Origin of the sequence: Candidatus Pseudoscillospira sp. SGI.172 (genome assembly GCF_050313575.1) — a bacterium.
In the GTDB taxonomy this organism is placed as follows: Bacteria; Bacillota; Clostridia; order Oscillospirales; family Oscillospiraceae; genus Vermiculatibacterium.
Genome location: NZ_JBNPLQ010000004.1, coordinates 62,983 through 85,708, shown reverse-complemented (window position 1 = coordinate 85,708; position 22,726 = coordinate 62,983). Strand labels below are relative to the sequence as shown.

Sequence of the window (22,726 nt, the reverse complement as noted above, 5' to 3'; positions counted from 1 at the left end):
GCCATTCCGCTTTTTTCCCGCGAAAAGGAACCTTCGGGTTCCTTTTTTCGTCTGACAGGCGTATAATAAGACTACCATACCAAAGAGGGAGTTGTACCCTGTGAAGGATATTTTATACATTGTGGTTCCCTGCTATAACGAGGAGGAAGTGCTGCCCGAGACCTCCCGTCGTCTGCGGGAGAAGCTGGAGGGGCTGATGGCGGCCGGGATGGTCTCTGAAAAGAGCCGTGTCCTCTTTGTCAACGACGGCTCCCGGGACAAGACCTGGTCCCTCATCGAGGCGCTGCATGAGGAAAATCATCTGTTCTCCGGGGTGAATCTCTCCCGGAACCGGGGGCACCAGAACGCTCTGCTGGCCGGGCTGATGACCGCCAGGGAGCGCTGCGATATGGCCATTTCCATGGACGCAGATCTCCAGGACGACGTGGATGCGGTGGACGGGATGCTGGAGCGTTACTATGCCGGCTGCGACATCGTCTACGGCGTCCGCTCCTCCCGAAAGAAGGACACGTTCTTCAAACGCTTTACCGCCGAGGGCTTCTACCGGGTGATGAACTTTCTGGGAGCGGAGACCGTTTTCAACCACGCCGACTACCGCCTGATGTCCCGCCGGGCCCTGGAGGGGCTGGCGGAGTTCCGGGAGGTCAACCTCTTCCTCCGGGGCATCGTGCCCATGATCGGCTACACCGCCGGGACTGTGGAGTACGAGCGGGGAGAGCGCTTTGCCGGGGAGAGCAAATACCCGCTGAAGAAGATGCTGGCCTTTGCCATGGAGGGGATCACCAGCCTGTCCACCAAGCCCATCCGGTATATCACCGGCCTGGGCTTTCTGATCTTCGCTGTGAGCATCCTTATGCTCATCTACTCCATCGTCCGCTGGGCCACCGGAGCCACGATCCTGGGCTGGGCCAGCGTCATCTGCTCGGTGTGGGCCATCGGAGGACTGATCCTCCTGTCGCTGGGGGTCATCGGGGAATATATCGGCAAGATCTATCTGGAGACCAAGGGCCGTCCCCGCTTTCTCATCCGGGAGGTGCTGGACGATGAGTAAGCTGCTGGACTCCTCCATCCCCAAGTTCCTTCTTGTGGGCGTGGGGAACACCCTTTTGTCCATGGCGCTCATGTTCGCCCTGGAGGGCCTGGGCTACTGGCCCAGTACGGCCATCGCCTATGTAGCCGGGGCGGTGATGAGCTTTTTCCTCAATCGGAAGTTCACCTTCCGCAGTGAGGAGACCTTCGGCCGGTCGGCGGTGAAATTCGCGGTCAATGTGGCCGTTTGCTATGTGCTGGCCTACGCCATTGCCCAGCCTCTGGCCGGGTGGGCTCTGGGCTTCACCCCGCTGTCCGGGGTGTGGGTGGAGCGGCTCACCAAGCTCTGCGGAATGGGACTCTACACGGTGCTCAACTATTTCGGCCAGCGTTTTTTTGCCTTTCAGAAGTAAAAAAGGGCGCTTCCGGCAGATGCAGGAAGCGTCCTTTTTGCACGGAGGATTACCAGCTGAACCAGCCGCTGCTGTCCCGGCTCTCCAGCACATCCAGAGTGCCGGAGAGGAGCACGGCGGCCTCGGCACGGGTGAGGGGAGACTCCAGAGAGGCAGTGGTGGGGACCACGCCGCAGCTGGCCAGGTTGGAGACCGACTGGCTGGCCCAGGCAGGGGCGGCGGCGGAGAAGGCGTCGGAGACGTCGGTGACGTTCAGCGCCCGATCCAGCACCACAGCCGCCTCGGCGGCAGTGATGGGGGCGTCGGCCTGGAACACAACCTGTCCGTTCTCATCCAGCGTGCCCTGGATCAGTCCGGCCTTCAGGGCGGTGGAGGCGCAGGTCTTGGCCCAGGTGGCCATGGCCTCGTCGTCGGCAAAACCTGTGAGGGTGACGCCTTCCAGTTGGGTCACGCCTGCGGCGGCCATGGCAAGTGAGGTGAACTGGGCACGGCTCATGGCCTCCTGGGGGTGGAAGAAATACTGATCGCCCATCTGCTCGCCGATGAGAAGTCCGGCCTCAGCCAAGCGTACGGCCTCCCGGTGGCCGGCCACGCCGTCCATGTCGGCGTAGGTGACTTTGGTCTTTTGCTTTTCAATGCGGATGGACACAGTGGCGGGGGCGGAGGTGTTGCCCACGGTGTCCACCGCCACATAGGTGAAGGCGTCCTTGCCGGTCTTGTCCTCATAGGGCGTGTAGACAAAGGCCGCGGAGCCATCCTCGCTCTGGGTCACCGCACCCCGGGCGGGCTTGCTCACCAGCTGGAAGGTGAGCAGGTCGCCCTCCGGGTCCACCCCGGAAAAGGTGCCGGTGATCTCCACGTTTTTATAGGTGGTGAGCTCCAGATTTTCCGCCACAGGCGCGGTGTTGGCACTGGCGAGCAGATAGAGTCCCACCGTCACGTCGTCACCTGTGGTTCCGTCGGAAAAGACAGGAGAGAAGGTGAAGCTGGTGGCGGAGAGCATGGGGGTGGCCAGCGGGGTGAACTGCATGCCGCTGACAGCGCTCATGGCCACCTCGCTGCCCAGGGGAAGGGACTGGTTGGCGATGGTGAGCATCCCGGCGCTGGGGTCGGGCAGGGAGGTCAGGACAATGGAGGAGAGATCGGCATTGCCGGAGACCTGAAAATCTGTGGGGGAGAAGGAGATGGCATCGGGGGCAAGGCCGTTTTTGGAGAAGGCGGCCACCGAGGGGAGCTCCTGGCTGCCGCCGAACAGGGCGGCGGAGACGGGGAGCGCAAGGGTAAAGGCACAGACGACGGCCAGAGCCGTCCAGCGGCGAGTGAGATGTTTCAAAGAAAAAACCTCCTTGTTTGGGTGAAGAAACCTTCGGGGTGAGGTTAGTGTTCACCGGGAACAGGGAGGTTATTCTTATTTTGGGAACCCCGATCAAAAAAGAAATGGACAGCCGGGGCCTGTCACAGCTTGCTGCGGTCGCTCAGCCAGCTGGGGAGGGAGCGGGTCTTGATGGAGGATACCGCTCCCATGGCGGCAAACATGGTGATGACCGAGGTGCCGCCATAGCTGAAAAAGGGGAGGGTGAGCCCCACGATGGGAAGGACATAGAGGCACATGCCGATATTGAGGGCGCTTTGGAACAGGAGCATCCCGGCGTAGCCGGTGGCGGCCAGAGCGGCCATGGGGCTGGATGCCCGACCGGCCACCCAGAGGCACCGGGCAATGATGGCGGCCAGAATGAGGATGACCAGAATACAGCCTACCAGTCCCAGTTCCTCTCCGCAGACGGCGAAGATGTTGTCGGTGCTCCGGGCGATGAGGGAGTTTTTGTAGGGACTCTGGGTCTGGATGCCTTGGAGATAACCCTGGCCGGTGAGCCCGCCGGAGCCGATGGCCAGGATGCTCCGGGTCTGCTGCCATCCCTTTCCCTGGGTCTGTTCGACAAGCGTGGCCGGATTGCCCGTTATGTGGTCGATGACCACCGTGATCCGCTTGGCGAAGTATTTATCGCTGATGCGGGGCCAGATCACCGCCACACCGCCGGCGCACACCGCCGCTCCCAGGACAAACCAGCGCAGCCGGACCCCGGAGGTCCAGGCCAGCATGACAAAGAGGAAAAGGTAGACCAGCGTCATGCCCATGTCTCCGGAGACCACGGCGATGAGCCCCCCCATCAGCCCGGTGTGGGCCACCAGCTGAAATACGGAGGAGGGCCTGCTGATCCCCTTTTTCTGGAGCCGGGCGCACTGCCAGGCCAGCAGGAGGATAAAGGTGAGCTTGGCCACCTCGGCGGGCTGAACATTCAGGGGAGTGCCGGGGATAGAGATCCAGTTTTTGTTGCCGGTGGCGGTGTCGCCCCAGCCGAAGGGGATGAGGGCAAGAATGAGGACGACATTAAAGGCCAGCAGCCACTTCCAGGATTTCTCCACAAAGAGCTCCAAGTCCACAGTGGACAGGGCGATATAGACCAGCACCCCCAGAAAAATACCCAGGGCCTGGACCACTACGCTGCGGTTGTCGTTGTTCCAGCGGGTGGCGGAGTAAATGAGCACGAGGCCGAAGCCGCTGGCCGCGAGGCACAGGGCAAGCAGCAGCTTGTCCCCGCGCTCCCAGAACTCCCGAAGCGAATCGGAAAGCCAAGACAGCGGAAACACCCCCTTCCTTCTGAAATCGATAAAAACAGTATACCATTTTTCCGGCGTTTATGCTATACTATACCAGCGCAATTTAGGAAAAGATCACAAATTGTGGGAGGGGAATCAATGGAGTACCGTACTGCGGGGGAAGGGGAGACCGAGGCCCTGGGCGAGCGCCTGGGCAAGACCCTGTCCCCCGGTGCCGTGGTGGCCTTTACCGGCGATCTGGGTGCGGGCAAGACAGCCTTTACCCGTGGCCTGGCCCGGGGGCTGGGTATTCCCGGACGGGTCACCAGCCCCACCTTCACCATTGTCAACGAGTACGAGGGGGGGCGGCTCCCCCTGTTCCACTTTGATATGTACCGCCTGGGCGGCTCCGACGAGCTCTTCGACATCGGCTGGGAGGACTACCTCCGCCGTGGCGGCGTGTGCGCCGTGGAGTGGAGCGAAACCGTCTCCGACGCGCTGGAGGGCTGCATCCGGGTGGACATCCGCCGGGGCGAGGGAGAGAATGACCGGATCATCACCATCTGCGAGGGGGACGGGACATGAAGATTTTGGCGCTGGAATCCTCCGCTGCGGCGGCCTCGGTCTGCCTGTGCGAGGATGAGTTCCTGGTGGCCCAGAGCTATGAGAACAGCGGCCTGACCCACTCCCGCACACTGCTTCCCATGGCGGAGGAGCTGCTGAAAAACTGCGGGGTGAAGCTGGCTGAGGTGGACGTCATCGCGGTGGCTGCCGGGCCCGGGTCCTTTACCGGCCTGCGCATCGGCGTGTCGGCGGCCAAGGGGCTGGCCTGGGCGCTGGGCAAGCCCTGCGCCAAGGTCTCCACCCTGGATGCCATGGCCTGGAACGTGTCCGCCCTGCCCGGATTCCTTTGCCCGGTGATGGACGCCCGGCGCAGCCAGGTCTACAACGCACTCTTCTTCTCCGATGGGGAGCGGGTGCGCCGCCTGACCCCAGACCGGGCCATCGGCCTGGACGAGCTGGCTGCGGAACTGAAAGCGGCGGAGCAGACGCAAATTTTAGTTGGAGACGGCGCGGGTCTGTGCTATAATGAATTGACAAAACGGGGACTTGCTCTGCGGCAGGTCCCGCCCAACCTCCGCTTTCAGAGCGCGTGGGGCGTTGCCCGGGCGGGGCTGGAGCTGGCCCGGGCAGGGACGCTGATCTCCGCGGCCGAACTGACGCCCAACTATCACCGCCTCTCTCAGGCCGAGCGGGAGCGGTTGGAACAGGAAAATAAAAAGGGGAATGACTGACATGGAACACATGGAAAAGGTACACATTCTGGATCATCCGCTGCTGCAGCACAAGCTGTGCATCCTTCGGGACGAGAACACCGGTGTCAAGGACTTCCGCGAGGTAGTCAGTGAGATCGCCACCCTGATGTGCTACGAGGCCACCCGGGATCTGCCTTTGGCCGACGTGGAGATCAAGACCCCTGTGGCCACTTCCACCTTCAAGCAGCTGGCCGGCAAGAAGCTGGCCATTGTCCCCGTCCTCCGTGCGGGTCTGGGCATGGTGGACGGCATCCTCACCCTTATTCCCTCCGCCAAGGTGGGACACATCGGCCTCTACCGTGATCCCGCCACACTGGAGCCGGTGGAGTATTACTGCAAGATGCCCGGCGATATTGCGGAGCGGGACGTCATCATCCTCGATCCCATGCTGGCCACCGGCGGCTCCGCCTCCGCCGCCATCCAGTTCATCAAGAACTATGATGTCAAGCACATCAAGCTCATGAACATCATCGCCGCGCCCCAGGGCATCGAGCGGGTCCACAAGGATCATCCCGACGTGGACATCTATGTGGCTGCCGTGGATGAAAAACTCAATGACCACGGCTATATCGTCCCCGGCCTGGGCGACGCCGGCGACCGCATCTTCGGCACCAAATAAGAAACGCCCCAAGGGCGGCCGGACGCGTTCCGACCGCCTTTGTTTCGTCCCTGCGGGAGAGATCTTTCCCCCTTTCACCGGAAAGGCCTTGCGCCCGGGACAGGATTTGGCGTATACTTTTAAAAGGTCTGGAAACAGGAGGGTGACTGAGATGAAAACCGACCTTCGTCATCTGCAAAACGGCAGCGATGTGCGTGGCGTGGCCCTGGCCGTCCCGGGCGGCGGAGCCGTAGACCTGACTGAGGAGGCCTGCGAGCGCATTGCGGGCGCCTTTGTCCGGTGGCTGGCCCGCCGGACCGGAAAAGCGCCGGAGGACCTCCGGGTGGGCGTGGGACATGACTCCCGTCTGACCGCAGAGCCGCTGAAGGCCGCGGCCATTCGGGGGATCTGCGACCAGGGCGCGGCGGCTCTGGACTGCGGCCTGGCCTCCACCCCGGCCATGTTTATGGGCACGGTCTTTGCCGACACCGCCTTTGACGGCTCGGTGATGCTCACCGCCAGCCACCTGCCCAAAGAGCGCAACGGCATGAAGTTCTTCACCCCCGACGGGGGGCTGGACAAGCCGGATATCACTGTTCTGCTGGAGCTGGCCGCCGATGTGGCGGCGAATCCCGGGACCGGCGCGTCGGCGGAACCATGCCCGCTGATGGCAGAGTACGCCGCCGTTCTCCGGGAGAAGATCACCCGGGGCGTCGGCGGGGGAGAACACCCACTGGCGGGACTTCACATCGTGGTGGACGCGGGCAACGGCGCCGGAGGCTTCTTTGTCCGGGACGTGCTGGAACCTCTGGGGGCGGATTGCTCCGGCAGCCAGTTTCTGGACCCGGACGGCAATTTTCCCAACCACATTCCCAACCCGGAGGACCGGCAGGCCATGGAGGCCATCCGGGGCGCGGTGCTGGCGCACAAGGCCCACCTGGGGTTCATTTTTGACACCGACGTGGACCGGATGTCCGCCGTCCTCCCGGACGGCACTGAGGTCAACCGGGACGCCATCATCGCCCTGGCCGCCGCGGTCCTGGCTCCCGACTGCCCCGGCGGCACCATCGTCACCGACTCGGTGACCTCCGACCGGCTCACCGCCTTTTTGGAGGGAGATCTGGGACTGAAGCACCGCCGGTTCAAGCGGGGCTATAAAAATGTGATCAACGAGGCCATCCGCCTCAACGCCGAGGGGGTCAACTGTCCCATGGCCATGGAGACCTCCGGTCACGGGGCGCTCCGGGAGAACTACTTTCTGGATGACGGGGCCTATCTGGCGGTGAAGCTGACCGTGGCCCTGGCCCGGCACGGGCACCTGGGGGACCTGATCGCGAAGCTGCCCCCCGCCGTGGAGGAAGCAGAAAAGCGCATCCCCCTCTCCGGTGAGGATTTTCAGGAGAAGGGGACCGCAGCGCTGGCGGCCTTCGCCCGCCGGGCGGAGGAGCGGGGGATCGCGCTGGCCCCCACCTGCGAGGGGGTGCGGCTTTCCCTGCCCGAGGGCTGGATGCTCCTGCGCCAGTCCCTCCATGATCCGCTCCTCCCGCTGAACGCGGAGGGAAACCGATCCGGAGACTGCAAAAAGCTGCTGACTCTGGCAAAAGAGCTGCTTACCGGACTGGACGGGCTGGACCTGTCCGTTCTGGAGTAATGAATTAAAAGAGAAAAGGTGATCAAATGGAAGCGAGGAAACTCCACACCCTGGAACTGGCAGCGGCCAAGATCCGCAGCCTGGCCATGGATCAGGTCTACACGGCGGCCTCCGGCCACATCGGCGGCTCTCTGTCTGTGGCGGATATCCTGACCGTCCTTTACTTTGACGTGATGAAGGTGGACCCGGAGAACCCCCAGGCGCCCGACCGGGACCGCCTGGTCCTCTCCAAGGGCCACACTACCCCCGCCCTTTATGCCGCACTGGCACTGAGGGGCTACTTCCCCAAGGAGGAGCTCAAGCTCTTCCGCTCCATCCGGGGGCACATGTCCGGCCACCCCGACATGGTGCATGTTCCCGGCGTTGACATGTCCACCGGCTCTCTGGGCCAGGGGATTTCCGCCGCCGTGGGCATGGCTCTGGCCGGGAAGATCGACCGGAAGGACTACCGGGTCTATGCCGTCCTGGGTGACGGCGAGATCGAAGAGGGTCAGGTGTGGGAGGCCGCCATGGCGGCGGCCAAGTACCGCCTGGACAACCTCACTGCCGTGGTGGATGTCAACGGCCTTCAGATCGACGGCTCCACCGCTGACGTGATGCCCTCCGAGCCGCTGGATAAAAAGTTTGAGGCGTTCAACTGGAACGTCATCCATGTGGACGGCCACGACCTGGCCGCTCTGGAGGATGCCTTCGCGCAGGCCGCCGCCTGCACCGGCAAGCCCACCGTCCTCCTGGCCGGGACCGTCAAGGGCAAGGGAGTCTCCTTTATGGAGAACGACGCCGGCTGGCACGGCAAGGCTCCCAACGAGGAGCAGTACGCGGTGGCCCGCGAGGAGCTGAGAAACCGGGTCCGCATCTGCACCGACGTGGCGGCGGTGGACTCCATGGACGACGCCGTGGAAGTGCTGGAGAAGCTGGGCCTGATGGACGAAGAGGGGGAGAACTGAGATGGGAGAGAAGATCGCAACGAGAGCCGCCTACGGCAAGGCCATTGTGGACCTGGCGGAGAAATATCCCGAGCTGGTGGTCCTGGACGCCGACCTGGCCAGCGCCACCAAGACCGACGGGTTTGCCAAAGCCTATCCCGACCGCTTCTTTGATATGGGGATCGCCGAGTGCGACATGGTGGGCGTGGCCGCCGGCCTGGCCACCTGCGGCAAAAAGCCCTTTGCCAACACCTTTGCCATGTTCGCCGCCGGCCGGGCCTTTGAGCAGGTGCGCAACTCCGTGGCCTATCCCCATCTGAACGTGAAGGTGGTGGGCTCCCACGGCGGACTGTCCGTAGGCGAGGACGGCGCGACCCACCAGTGCTGCGAGGATTTTGCCACCATGCGTTCCATCCCCGGCATGGTGGTCTGTTGCCCCTGCGACGGCAACGAGATGACGCAGGCCGTGCAGGCGCTCATCGACTATGACGGCCCCGCTTATCTGCGTCTGGGCCGCCTGGCGGTGGAGACCGTCACCGACGCTATCCCAGGCTACAAGTTCGAGCTGGGCAAGGGCGTCACCCTCCGCCCCGGCAAGGACGTGACCATCATCGCCGTGGGCCTCATGGTCCAGAAGGCCCTGGCCGCTGCCGAGTTGCTGGCCCAGGAGGGCGTGGATGCCCGGGTCATCGACATGCACACCATTAAGCCTCTGGACGAGAAGCTGGTGCTCCGGGCTGCCCGGGAGACCGGCTGCATCGTCACCACCGAAGAGCACAACATCATCGGCGGTCTGGGTGAGGCGGTCTGTGCCTGCGTCAGCGCCAAGTGCCCCGTGCCCGTGCTCCGCCACGGCGTGGAGGACGTGTTCGGCCGCTCCGGCAAGGCGGAGCAGGTGCTGGAGCACTACGGCCTCACCGCTGAGGGGATCGCCGACAAGGTGCGCCGGGCCATGGAACTGAAGTTTTGAGTTCTGAGATCCGGCTGATCGCCGTAGATATGGACGGCACGCTCCTGGACGCCGACCATGTGACGGTGCCGCCCCGGAACATTGCGGCCCTGCGGGCGGCCTCGGAGCGGGGTGCGGCGCTGGCTATTGCCAGCGGACGGACCTGGAGCCTCATTGCCGACGCAGTGGAGCAGCTGGGGCTGATGGATTACGCCATCGTGGGCAACGGCGCCGCCGTCCGGGATGTAAAGAATCACCGGGGCATCTATGAAAACAGTATCCCCTGGGGGCAGGCGGCAGAGATCATCCGCCTCCTCCACCGGGAACGCCTTCCTTTTGAGGTTTACTGTTCCGGGCAGAACTATGTGGAGCGGGGGGATCTGGAGCTGGTGCGGCCCCACTGCCTCTCTCCGGAATTTACCCGCCTGTTTGAGGAAAAGACGATTTTTCCGAACTCCCTGGAGGCGGAACTGACGGGCCGGGCGGTGGAGAAGTTCAACATTTTTCATGTTCCGGCCGACCGCCTCTCTCCGGTGCTGGAGGCGGCGTCCGCCACCGGGCCGGTAGCAGTGGCCAACTCCTTTGCACAGAATCTGGAAATCGCGGCCGGCGGGGCCAACAAGGGTACCGCCCTAAAGGCGCTGGCCGCCCATCTGGGGCTGGGGGCGGAGCAGGTGATGGCCTTTGGAGACGCGGGCAACGACCTGGAGATGCTCTCCTGGGCGGGCTGGTCTTTCGCCATGGCCAACGGTACCGGGGAGGCCAAATCCGCCGCCCGGTACGAGGCCCCCGCCAACACCGATGCAGGTGTGGGGCAGATGGTGGAGCGGTACGTGTTAGACTGCTGAATCAACCAAACAAGGGCCTCACCGTTTGTAAAACGGTGAGGCCCTTGTTTCTATCTTGGAAGAGAAACTGCCTGTATGAGCCTTCCTGGTCATTGAACCGAGATGCGGTATCCTTTCGGAAGGATGGGAGATACAAGCGCAGTCACGCTGTCTCTGGCCTTTTGGGCGGCTTCGGCGAGCAGTCCCTTGTTCAGGGCCTTCTCTTCCACCGTCCGTTTTTGATCGGCCTGAAAGGCGGAGAAGTCCTCCACGGTGAAGGGGTTGAAAATGCTGGTTTTCTCATCAAAGACCTCCACGCTGTCCTCATCGATCTCGTGAGAGAGAATGGCGGCCTCAGGTAGGCGGATGGTAACGGTCTCCCCGGACACCTCGACCTGAGCCAGACTCAGGTCGACTCCTGCCTTGATCTCTCCGTCATAGGTGAGGATGAAACGCTTGGTGGTGAAGGGGATCTTCACTCCGTAAAAGTCACTGCTGTTTTGAAACTGCGCCATGTTGGTGTATCGGTAGCTCACCGTGGCCAGCTCTCGGAGCTCGCTGAGCCGGGTCTCCAGCACAACGGCGTCCAATTTGGTGTTTTCCGCTTTTCCACCTGCGCTGGCGCGGCCGCCGAAGAAACACACCAATCCGACCACTGCGCACAGGAGAATGCCCAGCAGCAGATATTGGGCGGTTTTCAGGGGGCGTAGCCGGGGCTTGGTTTCCTGCATGGAAAAGACCTCCTCTCTTCGGGTGGATTCGACAAAGCGGTATCATGATACCCGCCCGAAGAAAAAAAGTCAAGAGGGAAGGCTGACCTCCCGGCCCTGGACAAACTTCCGCACCACGTCCCGGTCCTCCGAGAGATAGACGGCCCGTTCCAGGCGCTGGGCCACCGTGAGGGGGCGGGGAGCGGTCAGACGGCTGTCGTCCAGCACCACGGCGTCGAATTCATACCCCGGGCGGAACAGGCCCACCCGCCCGAAGAAGGAGCCGCCCCCGGCGGTGCCTATCCAGAAGGCCTCCGGTACGGTGAGGGGGCGCAGACTGTCATCTTGAAGCCGCCAGCGCAGCTTGGAGACCTGAACGGCATCTGCCATGGCCCGGAGGATGGAGAGGGAAGAGCCTCCGGCCACATCACTGCCCAGGCCCAGGTTCAGCCCTTCGTCCCAGTACCGGCGGACGGGGGCCACCCCGGAGGCCAGGTTGGTGTTGGACTGGGGGCAGTGCGCCACATACACCCCCCGTTCCCTGATCCGGGCGATCTCCTCGTCGGAGGAGAGGACGCAGTGTGCCATGATTGCTCTGCCATGACTGCCGAACAGGCCGTGGCGATCGTAGGCGTCCCCGTAAAAGGCTGTATCGGGGCGGAGCCGCCTCACGCACTCCACTTCGCCCCGGTTCTCCGACAGATGGGACTGTACGGAAAGTCCGGTCATGGCTGCCATTGCGCCCAGTTCGTCCAGAAGGGGATCGGTGCAGGATGGAATAAAACGGGGCGTGAGAATGGGCCTGACCCGCTTATACTTTCCCGCTGTCTCCTCCAGCCACCGGCGGGTTTCCGCCACGGAGCCGTCGGTGGTTTCCCGCAGGTCGTCAGGGCAGTCTCGATCCATGTTTACCTTGCCCACAAAAGCCACCAGACCGCTCTCCTCCAAAAGATCCATCAAAAGCTCCGTGGCAGGGCGGTGGACGGTGGCAAAGACGCAGGCCCGGGTGGTGGCGGAGCGGGTCAGGGCTTGGGTAAAGTCCCGGTAGGCCCGCCGGGCATAGGCGAGATCGGCGTAACGGGCCTCCTCGGGAAACACGTTGGCCGCCAGCCACTCCATCAGCTCCTGATCCATCCCAAGCCCCCGGAAGGCATACTGGGGGGCGTGGACATGGAGATCGGTGAGCCCCGGGAAAATGAGCTTCCCAGAGCAGTCGACCACGGGGAGTGCGCGATATTCCTCCGGCAGGACGGAAAAGGCCCCGGCACACAGACCGTCCAGGCACACCAGGTACCCGTCCGGAACGGTTCGCAGACGCTCCCGGTCCAGACTGTCGCAGAGGTCGCCCTTCAGAATAAAGGAAGCCGCATTCAAAGAGATCACCTTTCTCAAAAAAAGATTGCCGCAATACCGTCTATAAGATGCCCCTGTCGGCAGCTTATAGGCGGCTGTTTGCGGCAACCGGTAGATACGCCCAACCAAATTATGGGCCTATATAAGCGCTATTATGCTATCAAAAGTGCGGGGAAAAGTCAAGAGAGGAAAAAGGAAATCCCTTTTACCTTATTTGTGCATTTAGAGAACCTTTCGTCGAAATAACAGGGGGTAGCTTCAAAACCGAAGCTACCCCTACAAACGGATTTACTTATCTTTCGTGTTTCTAAAAGCAAAGAAAATTCCCACAATACCGATCAACACTCCCAACAGAGCAACTGGCTGATCAGCAATACTTCCAAATAGAGTGCTGTTCAATTCATCACTTGCACAACAGAGTAAAATACCAAAAAGCACAAGTACTATGCCTTTCATTTGTTCTTTCATAACAATCTCCTTTACAAAAAAGAATTTGTTGCTTTTGAATACCTGCATGTATTTTATCATGCAGGCAAACTATTTTCAATGTATGGTCAAAATACCAGAGATTTTAAGCGTGCACAAATAAGGTAAAGGGGAAAAAAGGATCTTTTATCCCGGACCCGGTCGACTTGTTATTTGCGTCCCTGGTTGAAAAAGTCACACCAGGGACGCAGAGTGCACACTTCGCACTTGGGCACCCGGGCCATGCAGACTGCCCGGCCGTGGAGCACCAGACGGTGACAGAAGTCGTTGGATTCCTCCGGCGGGAGGATCTTGCGAAGCTGCTCCTCAACCTTGCCCGGGTCCTTGGTGCCGTCGGTGAGACCCAGGCGGCCCGAGATGCGGATGCAGTGGGTGTCCGCAATGACCACGCCCGGGGTGTGGAACACATCGCCCAGCATCAGGTTGGCGGTTTTTCGGCCCACGCCGGGGAGCTTCAGAAGCTCCTCCATGGTGTGGGGGACCTCTCCGCCGAAGTCGGAGAGGAGCATCCGGGCCGAGGCCACGATGTCCTTTGCCTTGGCCCGGAAAAACCCGCAGGAGTGGATGAGCTCCTCCACCTCCCGGACATCTGCCTGAGCGAAGGCATCCAGAGTGGGGAAGCGGGCGAAGAGGGCGGGGGTGATCTGGTTGACGCGCTCGTCGGTGCATTGGGCGGAGAGCCGCACGGCGAAGAGCAGTTCATAGGGCTTGGGATACAGCAGAGAGCAGATGCCCTCCGGATAGACATTTTTTAACTCTGCCACAAGGAACGCGGCTTTTTCTTTCTTTTTCATGGTGGTTTCACCTCTTGACGGAATTCTTTTCTCCATATAATATCATAAGTAACGCCGGAGCGCGACAGAAAATTCAACAAAGGATTTTTAAAGGGGGAACGGGACATGCTGAAGCAGAACATGGACCTCATCGAGGCCCAGGACCCGGAGCTGGGGGCCGCCATTCGCGCCGAGTACGACCGTCAGCAGCGCAACATTGAACTCATCGCCTCGGAAAACTTCACCAGTGAAGCGGTGATGGCCGCCCAGGGAAGCGTGCTCACCAACAAATACGCAGAGGGTTACCCCGGGCACCGCTACTACGGCGGATGTCAGTGCGTGGATGTGGTGGAGGAGCTGGCCCGTACCCGCGCCTGTAAGCTGTTCGGCGCCGACCACGTCAATGTCCAGCCCCATTCCGGCGCACAGGCCAACTACGCCGTCTACGCTGCCCTTTGCACCCCCGGCGATACCGTGATGGGCATGGATCTCAGCAACGGCGGACACCTGACTCACGGTTCTCCTGTGAATTTTTCCGGTAAAAACTACAATATCATCTCCTATGGTGTGGGTGCGGACGGCCGCATCGACTACGACCAGGTCCGGGAGCTGGCAAGGAAAAACCACCCGAAAATGATTATTGCCGGTGCCTCTGCCTATCCCCGCATCATTGATTTCAAAACGTTTGGAGAGATCGCGCATGAGGTGGGGGCCTATCTTTTTGTGGATATGGCTCACATTGCGGGTCTTGTGGCGGCAGGGCTCCATCCGTCTCCCATCCCCTATGCCGACGTGGTCACCACCACCACCCACAAGACCCTGCGGGGCCCCCGGGGCGGCATGATTTTCTGTAAGGCGGAGTATGCCAAGAAGATCGACTCCGCCATCTTCCCGGGCAGTCAGGGCGGCCCGCTGGAGCACGTTATCGCAGCTAAGGCCGTGATGCTGGGAGAGGCCCTCAAGCCCGAGTTCAAGACCTATGAAGAGCAGATCGTGAAAAATGCCTCTGCACTGGCCAATGCCCTTCTGGCAGAGGGGTTCGATCTGGTCTCCGGCGGCACCGACAACCACATGATGCTGCTGGATCTGCGCTCCATGCACCTCACCGGCAAGGAGCTGGAGCACCGGTTGGACGAGGTGAACATCACCGCCAACAAAAACGCAGTGCCCAACGATCCCGAAAAGCCCACCGTCACAAGCGGCGTGCGGATCGGCACGCCTGCCGTTACTTCCCGGGGCTTCCGAGAGCCGGAAATGGCCCTCATCGCCAAATACATTGGTGCGGTGGCCCGGGATTTTGAGGGACAGGCGGAGTCGGTGCGTGCCCAGGTCACAGAGCTCACCGGCCGCTTCCCTCTGTACGAGGGCTGATTCAGGTCAAAAGAAAATGGACGAAACGGGATCCCGTTTCGTCCATTTTTGTTGCCAAGTGAGGCTTTACAAAGAAATAGAACATATGTTAGAATAAAAACAACAATCTTTCCCCCGGTACAGCCGTTTAGACCGGGAAGAGGACAGGAGGGGAGCCTATGACATATCGGCCCTTGGCGGATGAGATCCGCCCCGAGACGCTGGAGGAGGTGGTGGGGCAGAAGCACATCCTGGGAGAAGGTGGGCTTCTGCGCCGTATCATCGAGAGCGGCAGCATTCCCAACCTCATTTTCTACGGCCCCTCCGGGACGGGTAAGACCACGGTGGCCAACCTTATCGCCAAGCGGACCAACCGCACCCTTCGCCGTCTCAACGCCACCACAGCCTCTCTTTCCGATGTGAAGGACGTGATCGGAGAAGTAGGTACGCTTCTGGCCCCGGAAGGGGTTTTGCTTTACCTTGATGAGATCCAGTATTTCAATAAAAAGCAGCAGCAGTCTCTCCTGGAAGTCATAGAGCGGGGCGATGTGACTCTCATCGCCTCCACCACGGAGAACCCCTACTTCTACGTTTACAACGCTGTGCTTTCCCGCTCCAGTGTTTTTGAGTTTAAACCTTTGAGCGCCAATGAATTGATGCCTGCTGTGGAGCGCGGTTTCCGCCTCATGGGGGAGCGGTTGGGGGCCAAGGCCCGGTGCGAGGAGGGGGTTGTGGCGCATATCGCCGCCGCCTGCGGCGGGGACTGCCGAAAGGCCATGAACGCTGTGGAACTCCTGATGAATGCGGCAGAGCGGCAAGGGGAGAACCTTGTCATTACTTTGGAGGACGCCAAGACTGTGGCCCAACGTTCGGCCATGCGCTATGACCGGGAGGGGGACGATCACTACGACCTTCTCTCCGCGCTCCAGAAGTCCATTCGGGGTTCTGACCCGGATGCCGCCTGTCACTATCTGGCCCGGCTGCTGGAGGCGGGAGATTTGCTTTCCCCCTGCCGAAGGCTGATGGTCATCGCATGCGAAGATGTGGGGCTGGCCTACCCTCAGATCATTCCCATCGTGAAGGCATGCGTGGACGCGGCCACCATGCTGGGCCTGCCGGAGGCCCGCATCCCTCTGGGGGACGCCGCCGTGCTGATGGCAACTTCTCCCAAGTCCAACTCGGCCCATATGGCGCTGGATGCCGCCATGGCCGACGTGCGGGCGGGAAAGACGGGAGACTACCCCAGACATCTGCAGAACAAACACCTGGATTCCGCTGGACAGGAGCGGGAGCAGGGCTATCTCTATCCCCACGACTTCCCCCATCACTGGGTCAGGCAGCAGTATCTGCCCGACGCGCTGGCCGGGACCCATTATTATCGTTATGCGGAGAACAAGGCCGAGCAGGCGGCGCGGCAATATTGGGAAAAAATTCGGGGAGAACAGATGGGCGGGTAACAGATTTCCCCGGCCGTACCAGTCGGACAGGGAGAAGAAGAGGCGGGGCTGCCGACCGGCAGTTCCGCCTCACTTCTGTTTTAGGAATGAAAGATGGTCTCCCCTCCGGATTTCAGACAGCCCTCCGGCGCATAGCGCCAGCGTGCAAGATTGCCGTTTGTGATGAAATAAATGGGCGGCTCAGGGCCCTCCTCCGGAGGAAGCGCGTCAATGATGAGCAGCTTGAGCTTCATCCGATCGGGCAGAATGGACTTGATATACACCGATACCCGGTCGCCGTCCCGGACCCCCTCCCGGCACTCGGCAAGACCGGAGAGATTGGGGGTGAGCTCCACAAAAGTGCCGTAATCCTTGACGCCCCGGGCCCACCCGGGAACCGTCATCCCCGGGCGGAAGAGGGCGGCGTTTTCCAGCCAGGTGCCCAGCAGTTCACGATGAGTGAGGATGACCCGCCCGGCGGTCCGGTCGGTCTCCAGAACGGCGGCATAGATCTCCTGCCCCACCCGGAACCGGTCTCGCGGGTGAGAGATCCGGGAGACCGACAGACGCTCTACCCCAATCATGGAAGGGACTCCGCAGCCCACATCCACGAATGCCCCGAAGGGCTCCAGATGGGTGACGGTGGCGGGGATCACCTGGCCCGAGGGCCAGGAGAGAATGGATTTCAGCGCCTGTTCCTGCGCCCGGCGGCGGGAGAGCAGGGGAGTGATCCGGCCGCTGTGCCCCTCCAGCGCGGTGATGCAGAAGCACACCGGTTTTCCAACCCGGGAGAGAATGGCGATGTCCCGGGTGGAACCGTCGGAGATCCCCAGCGCAGTCTCCTCACGGGGAATGCGTCCGGTAAATGGGCCCACGCGCACCAGCAGATCGTGGTTCTCATCGCAGAGAAGGGCCATTCCCTCCACTACGGTCCCCTCAGACTGTGCGTGAGCAAGAGCGTCTGCCGTAGCGCAGGCGGCCTGATTCTCCAATGTGCGGAGCAGCCGACCTTCCGGGAGAAAACAACTCGTCAATTTCACCAAATCCTTTCCCGCAGATTCCGTTGTTTTTTTGGATAGGTCACTATATGCGTCGGGACAACTTGAATTGCCGGAGAAAACACATTATAATAAAGAAACATAAGCGGAAAAGTGGTCGGAAGGCGGGAGGCGCTGGCATGGATGTTCGGGTAGGGGACCTGCTGGAATTGAAAAAAGCCCACCCCTGCGGCAGCCGGCAGTGGCAGGTGCTTCGGGTCGGAATGGACTTTAAGCTGCGCTGTGCCGGCTGCGGTCATGAGCTCATGATCCCCAGGTCCAAGGCGGAAAAAAACATCAAAAAGATCATACGCACGGAGGAGACGGACGCATGAATGAATTGTGGAGCCGGCGCTGCCGGGATCTGATCCCCTATGTCCCCGGTGAACAGCCCAAGGGAAGGACCTTCATTAAGCTGAACACCAATGAAAATCCCTATCCTCCTTCGCCTATGGTCATCAAAGCCATCAAGGCAGCCATGGGGGAGAGCCTGCGGCTCTACCCAGATCCGGAGTGCACCGAGCTGCGGGAGGCCATCGCCCTGGCGCTGGACGCCAAGGCGGAGCAGATCTTCGTGGGTAACGGCTCCGACGAGGTGCTCTCGCTGGCCTTTCAGGCGTTCTTTGACCCGGATAAACCGATTCGGTTTGCCGATATTACTTATTCCTTCTACCCTGTTTTTGCGGATTTTTACGGTCTGACCTACCGGGAGATCCCGCTGGATGAGAATTTTGCCCTCCCGCTGGAGCCCTTCTTGGAGCCGGGCGGCGGTGTGGTGCTGGCAAATCCCAACGCCCCCACCGGACGGGAACTGGATTTCTGCGATCTGCGCTCCATTGTGGAGGCAAATCCGGACTCTGTGGTGGTGGTGGACGAGGCCTATGTGGACTTCGGGGCCCGTTCCGCCGTGGAGTTGGTGAGCCGGTATCCCAATCTGCTGGTGGTGCGCACCTTCTCCAAGGGGCGTTCTCTGGCCGGACTGCGGGTGGGCTACGCTGTGGGCAATCAGAACCTGATCGCCGCCCTCAACAGCGTGAAAAATTCCTTTAACTCCTATCCTGTGGACCGTTTGGCCCAGGCCGGAGCGCTGGGTGCGATCCGCGATATGGATTACTTCCGTGCGACCACCACCAAGATCATCAACACCCGGGCCTGCGCCACCTGCCGTCTGCGGAAGCTTGGCTTTACCGTCTGCGACTCCTCCGCCAACTTCCTCTTTGTCTGCCATCAGAATATTCCCGGGAAAACGCTGCTGGACGGGCTGCGCCAGCGTGGGATCCTGGTCCGGTGGTGGGACAAGCCCCGCATCAGCAACTACCTGCGGATCACAGTAGGGACGGACGAGGACATGAAGGCTCTCTGCGCCGCCCTGAAGGAGATCCTCGACGAGCAGATCTGAGCAGGCGGCCGCACATGTGGTACAGCATGGACTGCTCCTCCCCGCTGGGAGACCTCCTTGCAGTGAGCGACGGCACATTCCTTACCGGGCTTTGGTTCAAGGGGCAGAAAAAGAAGCTGCCGCCTCCCGGCGAAATCGTGTCCCGGGCCGGGCTGCCTGTCTTTCAGAAACTGGAGCGGTGGATGGAGGACTACTTCTGTGGGAAGGATCCCGGCCCCATTCCGCCCGCTGCTCCGTCCGGGAGTGCTTTTCAGGAGGCGGTGTGGGCCCTGCTGCAGGAGATCCCCTACGGGCATACCGTCACCTACGGTGCTCTGGCTGCCCGGTTCGACCGTCCCATGTCCGCCCAGGCCGTGGGGGGCGCGGTGGGACGCAACCCCATCTCTATCCTGATCCCCTGCCACCGGGTGGTGGGGGCGGACGGGGCTCTCACCGGTTACGCCGGCGGGCTCTGGCGCAAAGAGGCACTTTTGAAGCTGGAAGGCATTTTAGCCTGAAAAAGCTCCGCCGGAATTTTCCGGCGGAGCTTTTTTGACACTTCATGCAGGGGAAAGACGCTTGGATCAGCGCTCCTCGGCCTGGACCAGGTTGAGCAGCACTTCCACCATTTTCTCCAGAGATTCGGCGGGGATGTACTCCTGACGGCCGTGGAAATTGAGTCCGCCGGTGGAGAGATTGGGGCAGGGGAGCCCCTCATAAGAGAGGCGTGCGCCGTCCGTACCGCCGCGGATGGGGACTTCCCGGGGCTCTACTCCAGCCTTGCGGAAGGCGGCCTTGGCCCGATGGATGAGGTACATGTGGGGCTCGATCTGGGCCTTCATGTTGTAGTACTGATCCCGAAGCTCCAGCACCACCGTGTCCTCGCCGTACTTGGCGTTGAGATAGGCGGTGATCCGCTTCATCGTCTCCTTGCGGGCTTCAAATTTTGCTTTGTCATGGTCTCGAACGATGTAATCCAGCACGGTGGTGGTTTCGTCGCCTTCCATGTGCTGAAGATGGTAGAAGCCCTCGTAGCCGTCCGTGTGGGCGGGGGTCTCGGCCGCAGGAAGCATCCCGGCGAATTCCAGGCCCAGGAGCAGCGAATTCTTCATCCGGTTTTTGGCGGAGCCGGGATGAATGTTCAGGCCATGGATCGTGACAGTGGCCCCTGCGGCGTTGAAATTTTCATATTCCAGCTCGCCCAGCTCGCCGCCGTCCACGGTGTAGGCCACCGCGGCACCGAAGCCCGCCACATCGAAACGGTCGGCGCCCCGTCCCACCTCCTCATCGGGTGTGATGCCCACGGCGATGCGGCCGTGTTTGAGTTCGGGATGGGCGGCCAAGTGCTCCAGGGCGGTGAAGATCTCGGCCACGCCGGCCTTGTCGTCGGCACCCAGGAGGGTGGAGCCATCCGTGACGATGAGATGCTGTCCCACATAACGGGGCAGCGCCTCGTCCTCATCGGCGCGGATCCGGATATCCTTTTCTGCGTCCAGGATCACATCGCCTCCCCGGTACTCCACAAGCCTGGGCTTGACATTGACCCCGGGAAAGGCGGGCGCGGTGTCCATATGGGCGATGAGCCCCATGCAGGGAACCCCCTCGCAGCCGGGGGTCGCGGGGAGCCAGGCGTAGACATATCCGTCTGCGTCCATGTGGGCGTTCTGGAGGCCCATCTGAGAGAGCTCGGCAGCCAGTTCCGCACCCAGCAGCTTCTGCTTGGCAGTGGTGGGGCAGGTCTTGGAGTTTTCGTCTGATTGGGTATCAAAAGAGACATACTTAAAAAAACGTTCTATTACATTCAAGGTTCAGACTTCCCTTCCGCCGGTGGATCCGGCGCTGTTTTTCACTTGACGGCAGAGCAGTTTGCCGATAAACTGATAATATATCAGTATAGCATATTCGGGGTGAGATTTCCATGGGAAAACAACAGGATTTTACGTTTCCGTCCGCAGATGGGGTCCACACTGTCCATGCGGTCCTCTGGCCTGCCGACGGAGAGACCGGAGCGGTGGTGCAGATCGTTCACGGCATTTCAGAGTATGCAGAGCGCTACGCCTCCTTTGCCGCCTTCTTGAACGCCCGGGGCTACGCCGTGGTTGGACATGACCATCTGGGCCACGGCAGGACGGCGGGGGAGGGGGAGTACGGCTATTTTCCGGAGCGGGACGGCTGGCATACGGTGAACCGGGACGTACGGCGGATGCGGGAGCTGACCGGGGAGAGGTATCCCGGAATGCCTTATTTTTTGCTGGGGCACTCCATGGGGTCCTTCCAGGCCAGGACCTATCTCATTGATTACCCGGGCACAGTGGATGGCTGCATCCTCTCCGGAACGGGGCAGGAGCCGGCGGTACTGGTGGCCTTCGGGCGGCTCCTGTCCGGGGTGCTGTGCCGCATCCAGGGGCCGGGACACGTCAGCCGTCTCATCACCGCCCTCTCCCTGGGGGCCTATAACGGGAGATTCAAGCCCAACCGGACCTCGGCGGACTGGATCAGCCGGGACACCGAGGTGGTGGACGCCTATGTCGCCGACAAGCTGTGCCGCTTTGTGCCCACGGTGGGGATGTTCCACGCCATGATGGAGGGCATCGCCTACATTGGGGCCCCAAAAAACGCCGCCAAGATGGACCGGAGCACTCCGGTGGCTCTTTTTTCCGGGGACGCCGATCCGGTGGGGGGAGAGGGGAAGGGTGTGCAGAAGGTTTTCCAGCTCTTTCAGGCGGCGGGGTGTGAGGACGTGCGCTGCAAGCTCTACCCGGGAGCCAGACATGAGATCCTCAACGAGACCAATCGTCTGGAGGTCTGGCAGGACATGCTGGACTGGCTGGAAGAGCATCGGCACTGATGAAAAAAAGATCCCCCGGCGGCAGAAATACGGTCTGCCGCCGGGGATCTTTTTGGGGGGTTGAAAGCTATTTCTTTTCGTCCTGGGCGATGATGCGTTCCAGGCAGGACATCAGGTCGCCCATGGTCTCCAGCTTGACGTCCAGAGCCAAAACGGCCTGCTGGAGCTCCGGCGGCATGGAGTCGAATTTGGCGCGGATGGAAGGAGATACCGATGACATATTTACTTCACCTCTTCCTCCAGTATGCCGGAGGAGGAGGGAAAAGATACCTCTCCTAGAAAAAAATCCGGGAGAGTAGAAAGAGGATCAGCAGATGCAGAGGGTAAAACCAGTAGAAGAACCAGCGGTGACCTGCACCCCGGGCACCGCTGTACCGGGCCAGCAGCGGGAGGGACAGCCCGGCGGCCAGCGCGTATCCCAACTGAGGCAGAAGGTTCCGCAGAAGATAGCCCGTCACGAGTTCTCTGAACCGGGGCGTCCAAAGCCCGGCGGGGAGCCAGGCCAGAAGGCCGGCTGCCGGCTGCCAAAGCAGATAGAAGCCCCCACACCACAGTCCCAAAAAGAGAAGCTTTTTCTGCCGTTCTTCCCCCAGAAGATAGAGCCCGGCCACAAGCAGGACCCCCGGGAAGCCGTAGTCCGACCCCAGAAGCCCGGCCAGCACCAGGGCACCCAGCAGAGGGAGCAGGGCGGTGGGAAGCGGTAGGCTGGGACGCAGCCGCTCGAAGAGCAGCATGGCCCCCGCCGCCAGGAAAAAAGTCACCAGCACCGAAGCCCGTCCGCCTCCCGCATGGAAGACCAGCAGGTAGGGCCCCTCGCTGACCAGGGCGAACAGACCCAGACGGAGCAGGTAGTTCTTTCGGTTACCGCTTTTGCGGCAGCCCTCGGCCAGGAACCAGGCAAAGACCGGGAAGGCCAGCCGGCCGGCCAGACGCAGCGCCAGATAGAGGGCTGAGCCGCTGGGCAGAAAAACGGCCCCGATGTGGTCCAGCAGCATGGAGAGGGCGGCCAGATATTTCAGTTTGGTAGCGTCCATGGGTCACCTGCTTT

25 protein-coding genes and 1 riboswitch are annotated in these 22,726 nt (G+C 61.5%); of the genes, 15 read left to right on the top strand and 10 right to left on the bottom strand.

Annotated elements, in window-relative coordinates; translation table 11 throughout:
• Positions 1-100 precede the first annotated feature (100 nt).
• Together ACQRD3_RS03190 and ACQRD3_RS03185 are read left to right on the top strand one after the other, a co-directional pair.
• Positions 101-1,051 (top strand): glycosyltransferase family 2 protein, encoded by a 951-nt coding sequence (locus ACQRD3_RS03190; protein ID WP_427779799.1) that lies wholly within the window; start codon positions 101-103, stop codon positions 1,049-1,051.
• Positions 1,044-1,442, top strand: coding sequence for a GtrA family protein (locus ACQRD3_RS03185; RefSeq protein ID WP_080908538.1), 399 nt, complete (start codon positions 1,044-1,046; stop codon positions 1,440-1,442). The genes ACQRD3_RS03190 and ACQRD3_RS03185 overlap by 8 nt, the downstream gene beginning before the upstream one ends.
• Before the next feature lie 49 nt (positions 1,443-1,491).
• On the opposite strand, the gene ACQRD3_RS03180 is transcribed toward ACQRD3_RS03185, so the two are convergent.
• Entirely contained in the window at positions 1,492-2,775 is a 1,284-nt protein-coding gene (locus tag ACQRD3_RS03180; RefSeq protein ID WP_080908537.1) for an Ig-like domain-containing protein, read from the bottom strand.
• 122 nt (positions 2,776-2,897) lie between these two features.
• Positions 2,898-4,091 carry an FtsW/RodA/SpoVE family cell cycle protein gene (locus ACQRD3_RS03175; RefSeq protein WP_427779796.1) on the bottom strand — a complete coding sequence of 398 codons (1,194 nt, stop codon included), beginning with the start codon at positions 4,089-4,091 and terminating at the stop codon, positions 2,898-2,900.
• Between the two features lie 108 nt (positions 4,092-4,199).
• On the opposite strand from ACQRD3_RS03175, the gene tsaE reads away from it, so the two are divergent.
• From tsaE to ACQRD3_RS03140, 7 genes are all read left to right on the top strand, one after another.
• A complete protein-coding gene (gene tsaE, locus ACQRD3_RS03170; protein WP_080908536.1) occupies positions 4,200-4,625 on the top strand; it encodes a tRNA (adenosine(37)-N6)-threonylcarbamoyltransferase complex ATPase subunit type 1 TsaE in 426 nt (141 codons plus the stop codon).
• Positions 4,622-5,335, top strand: coding sequence for a tRNA (adenosine(37)-N6)-threonylcarbamoyltransferase complex dimerization subunit type 1 TsaB (tsaB, locus tag ACQRD3_RS03165; RefSeq protein ID WP_427779793.1), 714 nt, complete (start codon positions 4,622-4,624; stop codon positions 5,333-5,335). Before tsaE ends, tsaB begins: the two co-directional genes overlap by 4 nt.
• 10 nt (positions 5,336-5,345) lie before the next feature.
• Positions 5,346-5,975 carry a uracil phosphoribosyltransferase gene (gene upp / locus ACQRD3_RS03160; protein WP_427779821.1) on the top strand — a complete coding sequence of 210 codons (630 nt, stop codon included), beginning with the start codon at positions 5,346-5,348 and terminating at the stop codon, positions 5,973-5,975.
• A gap of 151 nt (positions 5,976-6,126) precedes the next feature.
• On the top strand, positions 6,127-7,605 hold the full coding sequence (locus tag ACQRD3_RS03155; protein ID WP_427779791.1) for a phosphomannomutase/phosphoglucomutase: 1,479 nt from the start codon (positions 6,127-6,129) through the stop codon (positions 7,603-7,605).
• Between the two features lie 26 nt (positions 7,606-7,631).
• Entirely contained in the window at positions 7,632-8,552 is a 921-nt protein-coding gene (locus tag ACQRD3_RS03150) for a transketolase (protein ID WP_427779789.1), read from the top strand.
• Position 8,553: 1 nt separating this feature from the next.
• Entirely contained in the window at positions 8,554-9,501 is a 948-nt protein-coding gene (locus ACQRD3_RS03145; protein ID WP_080908533.1) for a transketolase family protein, read from the top strand.
• Positions 9,498-10,328, top strand: coding sequence for an HAD family hydrolase (locus ACQRD3_RS03140; RefSeq protein WP_427779787.1), 831 nt, complete (start codon positions 9,498-9,500; stop codon positions 10,326-10,328). Before ACQRD3_RS03145 ends, ACQRD3_RS03140 begins: the two co-directional genes overlap by 4 nt.
• 89 nt (positions 10,329-10,417) lie before the next feature.
• On the opposite strand, the gene ACQRD3_RS03135 is transcribed toward ACQRD3_RS03140, so the two are convergent.
• From ACQRD3_RS03135 to nth, 4 genes are all read right to left on the bottom strand, one after another.
• The gene (locus ACQRD3_RS03135; RefSeq protein ID WP_427779785.1) at positions 10,418-11,038 is read right to left on the bottom strand and encodes a DUF4230 domain-containing protein; all 621 of its coding nucleotides are present in this window, start codon (positions 11,036-11,038) and stop codon (positions 10,418-10,420) included.
• Positions 11,039-11,107: 69 nt separating this feature from the next.
• Positions 11,108-12,409: an amidohydrolase family protein gene (locus ACQRD3_RS03130; protein ID WP_427779784.1), complete on the bottom strand. Its 1,302-nt coding sequence runs from the start codon at positions 12,407-12,409 to the stop codon at positions 11,108-11,110.
• A gap of 29 nt (positions 12,410-12,438) precedes the next feature.
• A riboswitch (purine riboswitch) is annotated at positions 12,439-12,536 on the bottom strand.
• Between the two features lie 122 nt (positions 12,537-12,658).
• Positions 12,659-12,838, bottom strand: a complete 180-nt coding sequence (locus tag ACQRD3_RS03125) for a hypothetical protein (protein WP_080908530.1) — start codon at positions 12,836-12,838, stop codon at positions 12,659-12,661.
• A gap of 167 nt (positions 12,839-13,005) precedes the next feature.
• Positions 13,006-13,650, bottom strand: coding sequence for an endonuclease III (nth, locus tag ACQRD3_RS03120; protein WP_427779780.1), 645 nt, complete (start codon positions 13,648-13,650; stop codon positions 13,006-13,008).
• Between the two features lie 105 nt (positions 13,651-13,755).
• On the opposite strand from nth, the gene glyA reads away from it, so the two are divergent.
• Both glyA and ACQRD3_RS03110 read left to right on the top strand, forming a co-directional pair.
• Complete coding sequence (gene glyA / locus ACQRD3_RS03115) at positions 13,756-15,000, top strand: serine hydroxymethyltransferase (RefSeq protein WP_080908528.1); 1,245 nt, start codon at positions 13,756-13,758, stop codon at positions 14,998-15,000.
• Between the two features lie 158 nt (positions 15,001-15,158).
• A complete protein-coding gene (locus tag ACQRD3_RS03110) occupies positions 15,159-16,436 on the top strand; it encodes a replication-associated recombination protein A (protein WP_427779778.1) in 1,278 nt (425 codons plus the stop codon).
• Between the two features lie 80 nt (positions 16,437-16,516).
• Here ACQRD3_RS03110 and ACQRD3_RS03105 read toward each other — a convergent pair whose 3' ends face one another.
• Complete coding sequence (locus ACQRD3_RS03105; protein WP_427779776.1) at positions 16,517-17,455, bottom strand: S1 RNA-binding domain-containing protein; 939 nt, start codon at positions 17,453-17,455, stop codon at positions 16,517-16,519.
• 137 nt (positions 17,456-17,592) lie between these two features.
• Between ACQRD3_RS03105 and ACQRD3_RS03100 the strand changes: the two genes are divergently transcribed.
• From ACQRD3_RS03100 to ACQRD3_RS03090, 3 genes are read left to right on the top strand one after another with little or no spacing between them, the layout of a single operon-like run.
• A complete protein-coding gene (locus tag ACQRD3_RS03100; RefSeq protein WP_080908526.1) occupies positions 17,593-17,787 on the top strand; it encodes a DUF951 domain-containing protein in 195 nt (64 codons plus the stop codon).
• Complete coding sequence (hisC, locus tag ACQRD3_RS03095) at positions 17,784-18,851, top strand: histidinol-phosphate transaminase (RefSeq protein ID WP_427779773.1); 1,068 nt, start codon at positions 17,784-17,786, stop codon at positions 18,849-18,851. The genes ACQRD3_RS03100 and hisC overlap by 4 nt, the downstream gene beginning before the upstream one ends.
• 14 nt (positions 18,852-18,865) lie before the next feature.
• The gene (locus ACQRD3_RS03090; RefSeq protein ID WP_427779771.1) at positions 18,866-19,348 is read left to right on the top strand and encodes a methylated-DNA--[protein]-cysteine S-methyltransferase; all 483 of its coding nucleotides are present in this window, start codon (positions 18,866-18,868) and stop codon (positions 19,346-19,348) included.
• A gap of 66 nt (positions 19,349-19,414) precedes the next feature.
• On the opposite strand, the gene pepT is transcribed toward ACQRD3_RS03090, so the two are convergent.
• Positions 19,415-20,635 carry a peptidase T gene (gene pepT / locus ACQRD3_RS03085; RefSeq protein WP_427779769.1) on the bottom strand — a complete coding sequence of 407 codons (1,221 nt, stop codon included), beginning with the start codon at positions 20,633-20,635 and terminating at the stop codon, positions 19,415-19,417.
• A 113-nt stretch (positions 20,636-20,748) separates the two neighbouring features.
• On the opposite strand from pepT, the gene ACQRD3_RS03080 reads away from it, so the two are divergent.
• Complete coding sequence (locus ACQRD3_RS03080; protein ID WP_427779767.1) at positions 20,749-21,678, top strand: lysophospholipase; 930 nt, start codon at positions 20,749-20,751, stop codon at positions 21,676-21,678.
• Between the two features lie 67 nt (positions 21,679-21,745).
• Here ACQRD3_RS03080 and ACQRD3_RS03075 read toward each other — a convergent pair whose 3' ends face one another.
• Positions 21,746-21,898: a hypothetical protein gene (locus tag ACQRD3_RS03075; protein WP_158083008.1), complete on the bottom strand. Its 153-nt coding sequence runs from the start codon at positions 21,896-21,898 to the stop codon at positions 21,746-21,748.
• 55 nt (positions 21,899-21,953) lie between these two features.
• Positions 21,954-22,712 carry a TraX family protein gene (locus ACQRD3_RS03070; RefSeq protein ID WP_080908521.1) on the bottom strand — a complete coding sequence of 253 codons (759 nt, stop codon included), beginning with the start codon at positions 22,710-22,712 and terminating at the stop codon, positions 21,954-21,956.
• Positions 22,713-22,726 lie beyond the last annotated feature (14 nt).

Bases quoted from the DNA above. Each gene is read 5' to 3' on its own strand.
- ACQRD3_RS03185 (WP_080908538.1), top strand. From the start codon at position 1,044: ATGAGTAAGCTGCTGGACTCCTCCATCCCCAAGTTCCTTCTTGTGGGC.
- tsaE (WP_080908536.1), top strand. From the start codon at position 4,200: ATGGAGTACCGTACTGCGGGGGAAGGGGAGACCGAGGCCCTGGGCGAG.
- tsaB (WP_427779793.1), top strand. From the start codon at position 4,622: ATGAAGATTTTGGCGCTGGAATCCTCCGCTGCGGCGGCCTCGGTCTGC.
- upp (WP_427779821.1), top strand. From the start codon at position 5,346: ATGGAAAAGGTACACATTCTGGATCATCCGCTGCTGCAGCACAAGCTG.
- ACQRD3_RS03155 (WP_427779791.1), top strand. From the start codon at position 6,127: ATGAAAACCGACCTTCGTCATCTGCAAAACGGCAGCGATGTGCGTGGC.
- ACQRD3_RS03150 (WP_427779789.1), top strand. From the start codon at position 7,632: ATGGAAGCGAGGAAACTCCACACCCTGGAACTGGCAGCGGCCAAGATC.
- ACQRD3_RS03145 (WP_080908533.1), top strand. From the start codon at position 8,554: ATGGGAGAGAAGATCGCAACGAGAGCCGCCTACGGCAAGGCCATTGTG.
- ACQRD3_RS03135 (WP_427779785.1), bottom strand. From the start codon at position 11,038: ATGCAGGAAACCAAGCCCCGGCTACGCCCCCTGAAAACCGCCCAATAT.
- ACQRD3_RS03125 (WP_080908530.1), bottom strand. From the start codon at position 12,838: ATGAAAGAACAAATGAAAGGCATAGTACTTGTGCTTTTTGGTATTTTA.
- nth (WP_427779780.1), bottom strand. From the start codon at position 13,650: ATGAAAAAGAAAGAAAAAGCCGCGTTCCTTGTGGCAGAGTTAAAAAAT.
- glyA (WP_080908528.1), top strand. From the start codon at position 13,756: ATGCTGAAGCAGAACATGGACCTCATCGAGGCCCAGGACCCGGAGCTG.
- ACQRD3_RS03110 (WP_427779778.1), top strand. From the start codon at position 15,159: ATGACATATCGGCCCTTGGCGGATGAGATCCGCCCCGAGACGCTGGAG.
- ACQRD3_RS03100 (WP_080908526.1), top strand. From the start codon at position 17,593: ATGGATGTTCGGGTAGGGGACCTGCTGGAATTGAAAAAAGCCCACCCC.
- hisC (WP_427779773.1), top strand. From the start codon at position 17,784: ATGAATGAATTGTGGAGCCGGCGCTGCCGGGATCTGATCCCCTATGTC.
- ACQRD3_RS03090 (WP_427779771.1), top strand. From the start codon at position 18,866: ATGTGGTACAGCATGGACTGCTCCTCCCCGCTGGGAGACCTCCTTGCA.
- ACQRD3_RS03080 (WP_427779767.1), top strand. From the start codon at position 20,749: ATGGGAAAACAACAGGATTTTACGTTTCCGTCCGCAGATGGGGTCCAC.
- ACQRD3_RS03075 (WP_158083008.1), bottom strand. From the start codon at position 21,898: ATGTCATCGGTATCTCCTTCCATCCGCGCCAAATTCGACTCCATGCCG.
- ACQRD3_RS03070 (WP_080908521.1), bottom strand. From the start codon at position 22,712: ATGGACGCTACCAAACTGAAATATCTGGCCGCCCTCTCCATGCTGCTG.